This is a genomic window from Dactylosporangium sp. NPDC005572 (assembly GCF_040605515.1).
GTDB lineage: Bacteria > Actinomycetota > Actinomycetes > Mycobacteriales > Micromonosporaceae > Dactylosporangium.
The window spans coordinates 1-10,897 of record NZ_JBEXCY010000304.1 but is presented as its reverse complement, the minus strand read 5'-3'; the positions used below and the strand labels follow the sequence as shown (position 1 = coordinate 10,897).

Here is a 10,897-nt window from a genome sequence, read left to right as displayed (position 1 = left end):
TGACCGAGGAGACCACGTTCACTCCCGAGCAGGCCAAGGCCGCCCTCCCGAACCGCAAGTACTGACCAAGCGCCCCGGTGCGCCCCGGTGCGCGGCTGTGCGCACCGGGGCGTCCATTGCGCCCGGGCAGACCGCGCGCTGGTGATGACGCCGGCCGTGGCGATGGCGGTGTGGTGGCCGGATCCGCGCGGCCTGGTTGAGATACCGCACCCGGCAGGGCTTCCGCGACCCGGGGCCTGGCACGGGCGGCAACGCTGACCGGCCGCGTTCACCGGCATCGTCGGGCTGTCGGGGACCGTCGATGCACCCTACCCCGGCGTACGCGGCCTGGTCGCCGCGGTTGTTGTCGGCTTCGCCCTGGCGCTACCGACCCGCACGGCCGAGCTCACCGCGGCGGTGGCCGCCGACCAGGCCGGAGTGGCGGGCGGACTCCACTCCGCCACCCGAGAACTCGGCAACGCGCTGAGCGTTGCCGTCGCCGGCGCCGTGGTCACTTCGGCCTTCAACACGCCCTCCCCGAGGCCCTCCAGCAGCTCGATGCTGCAATCCACGTCCGGGCCAGTTGAGCACAGCCACATGCCTGGTTTGCTCCGGCGAGGTGCGGCACGGGCGCCGTTCGGTGCCGCGTCCACGATCTGATCAAAAGATCGGGCGGGACGTTGTCCGAACATCGCCTCCCGCCTGCGGGCGGCGGTAACCATACAGCGCGACACAGAAGCGAAGTAAGACGTAAATCGGACTAAGATGGCGTTTATGTACGTCGGTTCGCTATCCCGGCTGGTGCGACCGACACCCCCGCCCCGAGGGTTGGGGATTGCCGTCGCCGCCTTGCTGATCGTGGTCGAGACCCTCCTGGTCTATCCGCTCCGGGCGGTCATGGCGCCGTTCTACCCGGGCATGATCTACATCGTCGGCGTGCTGGTGGCGTCGATGGGGTGGGGAATGTGGCTCGGCATGGCCACGGCGGTGGTGAGCACCGTGGCGTTCGTCTTCTTCCACGTTCAGCCCGTCGGAAGATTCGCCGTCTCCGACATACGACAAGTCGTCGGGTTGGCGGTCCTGCTCATCGTCGCGGTGGCCACGAGCGCGGTGGCGGACCTGTCCCGGCTGCGCACCGCCCAGGCCGAGGAATCCGATCTCATTGCTGAGATGGCCCGGCTGCTGCACGCAGACGACCTTCCCGCGGTGCTGCCCGCGGTGGCACAGCGCATCGCGCAATCGCTCGAACTGCCGGACGCGGCGATTCACCTCGCCGTCGTCCCCAGTGATGACCAGCATTCGGCGTTCGTGTTGCGCGCCGGCGCTGCCCCGCTCGGGACGCTGGTGGTGCCGGGCGACGTGCCCGAACGGACGATGCAGCGGCTGCGGGAGTGCGTTGTGCCGGCATTGGCGTCGCTGCTGCACGCCGGCCGGGAACGTGCGGCCGTACTGGACTCACTGGAAGCAAGCCGAGAGCACCTGCGCCGGCTCGCCGACGAACAAGCCGCGTTGGGCCGGGTGGCGAAGCTCGTGGCCGACGGTGGTCGTCCACCCCAGGTCTTCGACGCGATCACAACGGAGCTGCACGGGCTACTCGGTGAGCACTACAGCACATGGCTGTGCCGCTTTGAAAGTGACGCCACGGCCAGCCTCGTCTCGACCAGCCTGTCCGGCCTGAGCGAAGATCAGATGCGCCTGCCGCTCGAGGGCAACAACGTCGCGGCGCTCGTGTGGGACACCGGCCGCGCCGCCCGGATGGACACCTTCGACAACGCCGCCGGCCCCATCGGCGCGCTCGCGCGTGAGCTGGGCGTCCGCTCTGTGGTCGGGGCACCGATCGCGGTCAAGGGGCGACTGTGGGGTGCGGCGGGCGTCGGATCGACCCGGCCCGAGCCGCTACCGCCTGACACCGAAGCCCGCGTCGCAGCCTTCGTGGGCCTTGCCGCCACCGCCATCGCGAACGCCGACAGCCAGGCTGAGCTCGCCGCGTCCAGGGCCCGGCTGGTCGCCGCCGCGGACCAGGCCCGCCAGCGCATCGAGCGCAACCTGCACGACAGCGCACTGCAGCATTTCCTCGCCGTCGCGATGCAGTTCGCCACCGTGCAGGCCAGCCTGCCCCCGGAGCTGGGGCAGACCAAGGCGGAGCTGTCGAGCGCGCTGTGCGGTCTGAAAAGTGCCGTGGACGAACTGCGGGAGATCTCCCGGGGCATCCATCCAGCGCTGCTCGCTGCGGGCGGCCTGGCACCGGCGCTCAAGGCACTGGTCCGCAGCTCGCCGGTTCCGGTCGACCTCGACCTGCACACCTGCCCGCGCATGCCCCTGGTGGTTGAGACAGCCGCCTATCACGTCGTGTCCGAAGCACTGACCAACGTGGCCAGACACGCCCACGCCTCCATGGTGCACGTGCAGGCGGCCACCGATAGGGCCGCCCTGCACCTGTCGATCCGCGACGACGGCGTCGGAGGCGCCCAGCAACATCGAGGGACCGGCCTCACCGGCCTTCAGGACCGCGTCGAAGCACTCGGCGGACACCTCACTATCACCAGCCTCGCCAGCAGCGGCACCCTGCTGCAGGCGACCATCCCAACCACATCCACGCCCTGCGTCCCTCCTGAGTAAGTGGTCGTAGCGGGGTGCGCGAGAGGTGCACCGATCAGCACCTAGCAGGAGCTGACGTCGCTGTTTGTGGTGGTGAGCGGGAGCTGTGCGTGCAGGCTGGTTCCCGCCCCACGAGGGCTGTAGAGCGAGATCCGGCCGGCGAGCGCCTCTACTCGGTCTTTGAGGCCGAGCAAGCCGGTGCCGAGGGTGAGGTCGGCGCCGCCGACGCCGTCGTCGCGGACCGTGACGTGGAGGATGCCGTCGGCGGGGTCAGTTTCGACGGTGACCGTGACGGTCGAGGCGTGCGCGTGTTTGGCTGCGTTGGTGAGCGCCTCGGCGACGACGTAGTAGGCGCTCACCTCGACGTGCTCCGGCAACCGCGCCTCCGTACGCAGGTCGAGGTGGACCGGGATCGGGGTGCGGCGGGCGAGCGCGCGCAGCGCTGGGCGGAGGCCACCATCGGTGAGGATCGCTGGATGGATGCCGCGGGCGATCTCGTGCAGCTCGTCCAGGGCATCGGTTGCCGTGGAGACGGCGCGGTTGAGCTGTGCGCAGAGCGAGTCGAGTTCGGGCGGCAGCGCCGCTTGAACAGCGCGGAGCTGTAGCGCCAGGTAGACGAGTCGCTGCTGGGCACCGTCGTGCAGGTCGCGCTCGACGCGTCGGCGGGTTTGGTCGGCGGTGGCGACGATCCGTGCGCGGGAGGTGGTGAGTTCGGCGTACAGGTGGGTGTTGTCGAGGGAGACGGCGAGTTGGCCGGCGATGAGTTTGACGGCGTCAAGTCGTTCGGTGGTGAAGGCGCCTCGGATGAGGCGGTTTTCCAGCAGCAGTACCGCCCGTAGCCTGCCGCGGCTGAAGACGGGTACGGCCAGTAGGGAGCAGCGCGTGAGGCCGGTGAAGTAGGGGTCGCGGGCGAAGCGGTCGTCGCGGGTGGCGTCGGCCACGACCAGTGGCTCACCGATGCGCTGGGCGTATCGCAGCACTGACATCGGAACCGCGTTTTCCGTGCCGCCATCTGGAGTGGGTAGTAGCCAGTCGTGCCGCTCGTCGCTCCACAGCGGCAGGTGGACATCGGTGGCGCCGGTCATGGCGCTGACCACCTGGACGACGCGGGCGTGCAGCCGTTCGGTACTGGTCTCGGAGCTCAGCGCCTGCGAGGCGGACAGGATGCCGAGCAGGTCGAGCGCTCCGGTGGTGACGGTGGCCCGTTGGTGGGGGGCGTCCCCGGCGTGGTTGCCGGTCTGGTCAGCGCGTTGCGGCGCGGTGGTGTCGGGTTGTGGTCGCAGGGTCGGGTAGGCCCAGTCGAGTTGGCCGACTTTCGCGGTGGCGCCCCATGCGAGGTATTTCTGGCGTGCTTCTCTCAGCAGGTCGTAGCCGGCGTGTTCGAGGCCGTGGGCGAGGTAGAAGCGGGCCGCGTGCTCGGTGATCAGGGCCCGGTGCCATGGCCGCTGGCGCTGTGTGACCTCGCGCAGGGCGGTGTCAAACGCGAGGGCGGCGGCGTGGAAGTCGCCGACGGCCCAGGCCCGCTCCGCCTCGAGCAATCGGAGCAGGTGCTGGAAGTTTTCCGGCGCGTCGGCTGCGCGTGCGGCCAGCCACTGCGTCACCTCGTCCAGTTCGGACAGCAGCGCGCCGCCCTCGCCGCCGCGGCCGTCTCGGGCCTGCCCGGCGAGGGCCAGCCCACGCAGCAGGCGCGCCACGGCGGTCGGGTAGTGGCCCAGGATAGCCGGTAACAGCGGCATCGCGGCCGCGGTGTGCCGCGTCAGGCCGACCAGATCACCGAGGATGGCGGCGGCGATCGCGCGGGTGATGTGCGCGTGGAAGAGCGCCGTCGGGTTGTCGGCGTACCGGTCGGTGGAGGCCGCCTCACCGGTGGCCGCGGAGCCTTCGCCGCGTAGCACGCCGGCCAGCCACCGGTACGAGTCGAGCCATTGGATGATCTGTTCGCTGCCGGTGCGGTTCACGAAGGCCAGCCCCGCCTCCACCTCGGCGACGTAGATGTCCAGCGATGGTGCGCATTCCAGCAGGCCCGTCATGATCGGGGAGTAGACGTATCCGGCGTTGGCCAGGTCGCCCCCTGCCAGCAACCCTTCGCGGGCCAGCTGAGCTGCTTGGACACTGCTTTCGATCGGTTCGAACCACAAAGTCACGAGAGCGGACAGGAAGCGCGCCTCTGAGGTGTCGGGCTCGTAGCCACGCGCCTCGCTGAAGGCCAGGACCCGCCGCGTTGCCTGATACGCGGCTTGGTCGTTGCGCAGCCCGACCGCGGCGAAGGCGGCGGTGGCGGCCGGCCCGACCAAGGTACGGGCGGGGCCGTGCTCGATCCAGATCCGCAACCCCTCCAGGCTCAGCCACGCATACAGGGGAAGGTCGGCGAAGTAGGCCGCCGGGAAGAGCGCGTCGAGCAGACGGCTCGCGGCGAGCACCGTCGGCTCGGTGACGTCCGGCCGAGTCAGCTCGTCGGCGTCATCGGTGTGGTCCAGCCACCGGTACAGATAGTCGAGCTGGTGGTCGAGCTCCGTCGGGAGCCGGTCCGCGGCTGGTACGGCGATTCCCAGCTCTTGCAACGACTCCAGGCCGAGCCCGATCGCCTCCGCCAAACGCCGCTGGTGGGTCAGGCTGCGCACCTGGATGCACGTCGCGTCGGCACGCTGCATGGCGGTGCTGCACAGCTGGTCGATCGTGTGGTACTCCTCGTCGGCCTCCTGCAGGCGCCCCATGCTGTACAGCGCGGCGTGCCGGCCGGTGCCCACCTCGACCAGCGTGGCGGTCTCACCCGGGTCGATGAGCCGAAGCGCGGCGCCCAGCAATGCGCTCACCAGCGCATAGTCCCCGATCAACGCGGCCTGGTCGGCGGCCTGCCGCAGCAGCCTCACCACCCGGCGTCGCTCCGCGGCGTCGTCGACCGCGTCGACCACCGGCAGGTACTGCTCCGCCGCGACCGCGTACAACTCCGGCACCGCCGCCAGCCGCCGCGCCATGGCCAACTGCAGGGTGCGTCGCTGCTGGGGATGTAGCCCGCGCAGGATCACCTCGCGGACCCGGTCGTGGCGAAACCGTACCGCCGGATGGATCCCGGGCTCCACCACCAGGAGGCCCTCGTCGAGGGCGGGTGCCACCGTCTGTTCCACCGCGCTCACCGGCTCGGCGGTGGCGGTCTGCAGCAGGCCCAGCTCGGCCCGCCCGCCAAGGCACGCCATCGCCTCCACCATCTGCCGGGACGCCGGCGGCATCGCCTGAACACCAGCGGCCAGCAGCCCGGCAACGTCGGACTGACCCAGGTGAGCGCCCACGGCCGCCGCGTCCCACCGCCACCCGGCGGCCGTGGCGGTCAGCACGCCGTCGCGGCGCAGGGCATTGAGCAACTCTACGATCTCGTACGGATTGCCAGACGTGTACGGATTGATCACGTCGACCAGGGCCGCCGCCGTGGCCCGGTCCACGCGGAGCATCTCAGCCACCACGGCGACGGAGCCGGACACCGGCAGGTTGACCAGTCGCAGGTGCCGCACTCCGGCGAGCTCGCGCCATCGGGGCAGCGGCGCCGCCAGCGGATGCGCCGCGTCCACGTCCTCTTCGCGGTAAGCCCCCACCAGCAACAGGCCGTCGAGCTGCTCCTCGCGCAGCACGAGGTCGACGAAGCCGAGTGGCGTGCGCCCCGCCCACTGCAGGTCATCGACGAAGAGGACCACCGGCCGCTTGCGCGAAGCGACCGCGCGCAACACATCCACACCCACTCGCTGCGCCCGAACCTGCGCGGTCAGCGGATCCCCGGCATCGGGCGGCACCGCCAGCAACGCCGCGAACTCCGGCAGCACCGCAGTCAACAGACCCGCGTTCGGGCCGACCGCTTCCAAGATCCGATCGCGGACCTCGGCCAGCTCGTCCTCCGGTTCGGCCAGCAACAGCCGACCCAACGCGCGGAACGCCCGATGACCCCCGTTGAACTCCAGATCCCGCCGGTACTGGTCGAACTTGCCCGCCACGAACCAACCATCCCGGCCCGTCACCGCCGGCCGCAGCTCATCGACCAACGCCGTCTTACCCACCCCCGGCGCCCCGCCGACCAGCACCCCACGACACCGTCCCGCCACCGCATCCGCAAATGCCGCCTCCAGCGCCGCTACCTCGTCATCGCGTCCTACCGGCCGCGATGGAGGTAGCAGCCGCAGGGGAAAATCGTGCTCGCCGACCCGTAGCGCAGCTGCTCCTGGTCGTGTGTCGGCGTGCCGTAACCGCTCCAGATCGTGGACGACGCCGTCGGCGGTCTGGTACCGGTTGTCCGGTTCCTTCTCCAGCAGATGCATGATGATCTCGGACAACGACCCCGGCACGGCCCGGTTCACCTGCTCCGGCGGCACCGGCACCCGAGCCAGATGGTCGTGCGTGAGCCGCAACGGATCCCCGGAACCGAACGGCGGCGCACCCGTCGCCAGCTCGTACAACGTCGCACCCAACGCGTACAGATCGGCCCGCTGATCCACTGGTCGGCCGGTCCGTCCGGTCTGCTCCGGCGCCAGATACGCCAATGTCCCGATGATCTCGGTGTGATGCGTGAACTCGGGACGGATCTCGGCGAACGATGTCGCCAGGGCGAAATCCACCAGGCAGGGGGCGCCGTCGCGGGAGATCAGGATGTTCGCCGGCGTGATGTCCCGGTGGATCACACCCCGGCGGTGCATCCCTGCCACCGCCCCGGCCAACCCCGCCGCCAGCCCGACCAGATCACCAACCGCGAGCGGCTTCGCCAAGCCGGCCATGCTCGCCTTGCCGGCGTCCGCCAGCAGGATCGACTCCGGGTGCCTCGGTACCTCCACCAACTGCGCGACCCCTTCAACGCCGCGTAGCCGGTCGAGCATCGCCAGCTCGTGTCGTAGTCGCTGCTGGGCATCCGGTCCCAACGGCTCCTTGCAGACGACCGTGTGCTCATCGACACACAGCCGAGTTACCCGTGTGTGTGCGCTTTCATGCACCACGTCGCCCCGAACGGGCGAGTCCCGAACGAGCGAATATCGACGCGCCATTATCCCAGCTGCCCCCATCCGACAGCTCCACAGGCACCGCCCCCCACCTTATGCCCTGTTTACCACTATCTGATAGCAACGGCGAGGGGTGCGCCGCCGGCTCGGAAGTGCACCGCGAGCACTCACGTGAGAGGCCACCGCGCGGTCATGCTTCAGCCTGCTGATCGCGATTTCCACGGCGTGCGCCCGACCGATCGCCGAGACGTGCACGGCCCCGGTGCCGATCGGGAGGCCGAGCGGAGTGTCAAACGCCGTGAACGTTGTGGTTAGGGCACACGTCAGGGATGTTCACGGGCTCTCCTTCACCCGCGCGAATCGCAGGGCGACGATTCCGGCCGGAAGTGAGCTCCCATGCGCGGTGCCAGCATGCGTCCAACGCTCCGCGCCACGTCGTTGATCACCGCTGCACGACCACGAGACATTGGCCCGCCCCCTTCGCCGTCGCTGATGTTAGCGGTCCCGGCAACGGGCGCCACATACGCCGGATGGTGATTTGCGGCATCCACCTGGTTCTTCCGGTTGCAGCGGGCCAGAAAATGGTCGGCCGAATGCGGCATGCCTTTGGCGGGACGTCGTAGCGGCAATTCTCCGAGGTGACTCATCGATGATCGCGGCCAGGTCCTGGATACCGAACAGTCTCACTGTCCGGTATCGTTATGGAACCGGACAGTTCCGCTGGCTGGTTGAAGCCGGGGCGGCCTGGGATACGAGTCCTCGCCGCAGCTTCGCGATCGTGCTGCCGACCTCGATTGGCTGAAGTTCGTAACACATTTTCAATGACGAACTGGCGGGCAAGTTCGCTATTGCAAGAATTGAACCGCGGCGATACGTTAGCGCTCACACGGCCGTGTATCCGCCAGTCAACCCTGTTCGGACGGCACCGCTGCTGCTCGGAAGGAAACCGTGCAGTGCCGCCGCCGGCTGCCGCGTCGACCCGTCGACTTCGACACGGCGGCATCCGCTGCGAACCGCCCACGCGCCGCCCGGTCGGCGCCGGCGCAGTTGCCTGACGGCGGCCTCGCGGCGACACCCCGACATTCATGGAAGAGGTCAACAATGGCACTACGACCACGAACCCGGCGCGCACGCAGCGCCCTCCTGGTGCTCGCTGCCGCGCTCGCCGTCGTCGCAGGCGTGCTCGTCGGCGGCGGCACCTCCCAGGCGGCGACCTCCCAGCCGTGCGACATCTACGCGGCTGGTGGCACGCCGTGTGTGGCGGCGCACAGCACCACCCGGGCGCTGTACGGCTCCTACAACGGCCCGCTGTACCAGGTCCGGCGGGCCTCGGACAACACCACCCGGGACGTCGGTCTGCTGAGCGCCGGCGGCTACGTCGACGCCGCCGCCCAGGACACGTTCTGCGCCAACACCAACTGCCTGATCACGATCATCTATGACCAGTCCGGCCGCAACAACCGGTTGACCCAGGCGCCGCCCGGTGGGTTCCAGGGGCCGGCCGCAGGCGGCTACGACAACCTCGCGGACGCCAAGGCCGCGCCGATCACCATCGCCGGGCACAAGGCGTACGGCGTCTTCGTGGCTCCGGGGACCGGTTACCGCAACAACACCACCAACGGTGTCGCCAAGGGCGACCAGCCCGAGGGGATGTATGCGGTCTTCGACGGAACTCACTACAACGGCGGATGCTGCTTCGACTACGGCAACGCCGAGACGAACAGCCGCGACAACGGCAATGGCACGATGGAGGCCATCTACTTCGGGAACATCAAAGTCTGGGGTTACGGCACCGGCAACGGGCCCTGGGTGATGGCCGACCTCGAGAACGGGCTCTTCTCTGGTGTGAACCCCGGCTACAACGCCAATGACCCGAGCGTCAGTCACCGGTTCCTGACCGCCATCGTCAAGGGCGAGCCGAACCACTGGGCGATCCGTGCCGGCAACGCGCAGTCCGGTGGCTTGTCGACGTACTACAACGGCGCCCGTCCGAACGCCGCCGGCTACAACCCGATGAAGAAGGAAGGCGCCATCATCCTTGGCATCGGCGGCGACAACAGCCACGGGTCGGCCGGCACCTTCTACGAGGGCGTCATGACGTCCGGGTACCCGACCGACGCGACCGAGAATGCCGTTCAGGCCAACATCAACGCTGCCGGGTACGCGACGTCGAGCAACGGAAACGGCGGCACGCTGACCCCGGGCTCCACCGTCTCGCTGCGTGCCACGACGGCCTGCTGCACCACGCGGTACATCACGCATTCGGGAAATGCTGTCGCCACGTCCGTCATCACCGCGTCAAGCTCCTCCACGGACAAGGGCAACGGCTCGTGGATCGTGCGGGCCGGCCTGGCAAACGGTACGTGCGTTTCGTTCGAATCGCGCAACACCGCGGGCAGCTTCCTGCGTCACCAGAACTATCAGCTGTACCTGCAGGCCAACGACGGCAGTTCGCTGTTCGCGTCCGACGCCACGTTCTGCCCGCAGGCCGGCAAGAACGGCCAGGGCAACTCGTTCGCCTCGGCGAACTTCTCGAGCCGCTTCATCCGCCACTACGGCAACAACGTCTACATCGCCAGCAACGGGGGCTCCAACACCTTCGACGCCACCTCGCTGTGGACCGACGACGTGAGCTGGGTGGTCACCACCCCGTGGGCGCCGTAGCGTCCTGAGCCGCACCGGCCCGGCGGCGACAGCCGTCCCGCAGTAGCGGGGCGGCTGTCGTCTGGGTCCGGCACTAGCCTCGATCCTTCGTGTCGGGGTTTGCTGTGGGCTTGGGTGTGGGTTGGTTGGGTTGGCTGGTGATGGGCAGGCGAATCCGCTGGCCTGGCTCTCGGCTGGGGACATCGAGGTCAACGGTGTGAAGGTCCCCGCGGTTGAGCTGCTCGCGGCCGTGTTGCGGATGGTCAGGGTCGAGGCGCTCGGTGCCGTCGGAGGTGCGCCGGCGCAGGTCCGGGCGGTGGTTCCTGCGTCGTGGGGTCCGCGGCGGCGCAACGTGCTGCGTTCGGCGTTCGACCGTGCCGGGTTCGGTGCGCCGGCGCTGGTCGACGTCGCGACCGCGGTGGCCTGGCATCTGGTCGCCGGTGGCGTGTCGTTGTCGGTGGGGGAGTGCGTGGTGGTGTGCGACGTCGGGGCTGGTTTCGAGGCGTCGGTCGTGTGTCGAACTGAGGCGGGGTTCGAGGTGCTGTCGGCGGTCGCGGTGCCGGACGCGGGTGGTCACGCCGTCGACGTTGGGGTCGCGCCCGGCCAGCCCAGCCCGGGGGGGGGGGGGGGCCGGCGCTCACAGCTGCCGGTAGTGTTCGGTATTTCACACGTCTGTACTACATTCACACGCTGAGATTTCTGGG

At 69.3% G+C, this 10,897-nt stretch carries 4 protein-coding genes; 3 read left to right on the top strand and 1 reads right to left on the bottom strand.

Annotation, left to right across the window (positions count from 1 at the left end; all coding sequences use genetic code 11):
- The first annotated feature begins 828 nt into the window (after positions 1–828).
- Positions 829–2,598, top strand: a complete 1,770-nt coding sequence (locus tag ABZS66_RS57520) for a DUF4118 domain-containing protein (protein ID WP_354772794.1) — start codon at positions 829–831, stop codon at positions 2,596–2,598.
- Positions 2,599–2,639: 41 nt separating this feature from the next.
- Here ABZS66_RS57520 and ABZS66_RS57515 read toward each other — a convergent pair whose 3' ends face one another.
- Complete coding sequence (locus ABZS66_RS57515; RefSeq protein WP_354772792.1) at positions 2,640–7,472, bottom strand: AAA family ATPase; 4,833 nt, start codon at positions 7,470–7,472, stop codon at positions 2,640–2,642.
- Positions 7,473–8,651: 1,179 nt separating this feature from the next.
- On the opposite strand from ABZS66_RS57515, the gene ABZS66_RS57510 reads away from it, so the two are divergent.
- Positions 8,652–10,214 carry an alpha-L-arabinofuranosidase B gene (locus ABZS66_RS57510; RefSeq protein WP_354772790.1) on the top strand — a complete coding sequence of 521 codons (1,563 nt, stop codon included), beginning with the start codon at positions 8,652–8,654 and terminating at the stop codon, positions 10,212–10,214.
- Positions 10,215–10,410: 196 nt separating this feature from the next.
- Complete coding sequence (locus ABZS66_RS57505) at positions 10,411–10,887, top strand: hypothetical protein (RefSeq protein WP_354772788.1); 477 nt, start codon at positions 10,411–10,413, stop codon at positions 10,885–10,887.
- Positions 10,888–10,897 lie beyond the last annotated feature (10 nt).

Bases quoted from the DNA above. Each gene is read 5' to 3' on its own strand.
- ABZS66_RS57510 (WP_354772790.1), top strand. From the start codon at position 8,652: ATGGCACTACGACCACGAACCCGGCGCGCACGCAGCGCCCTCCTGGTG.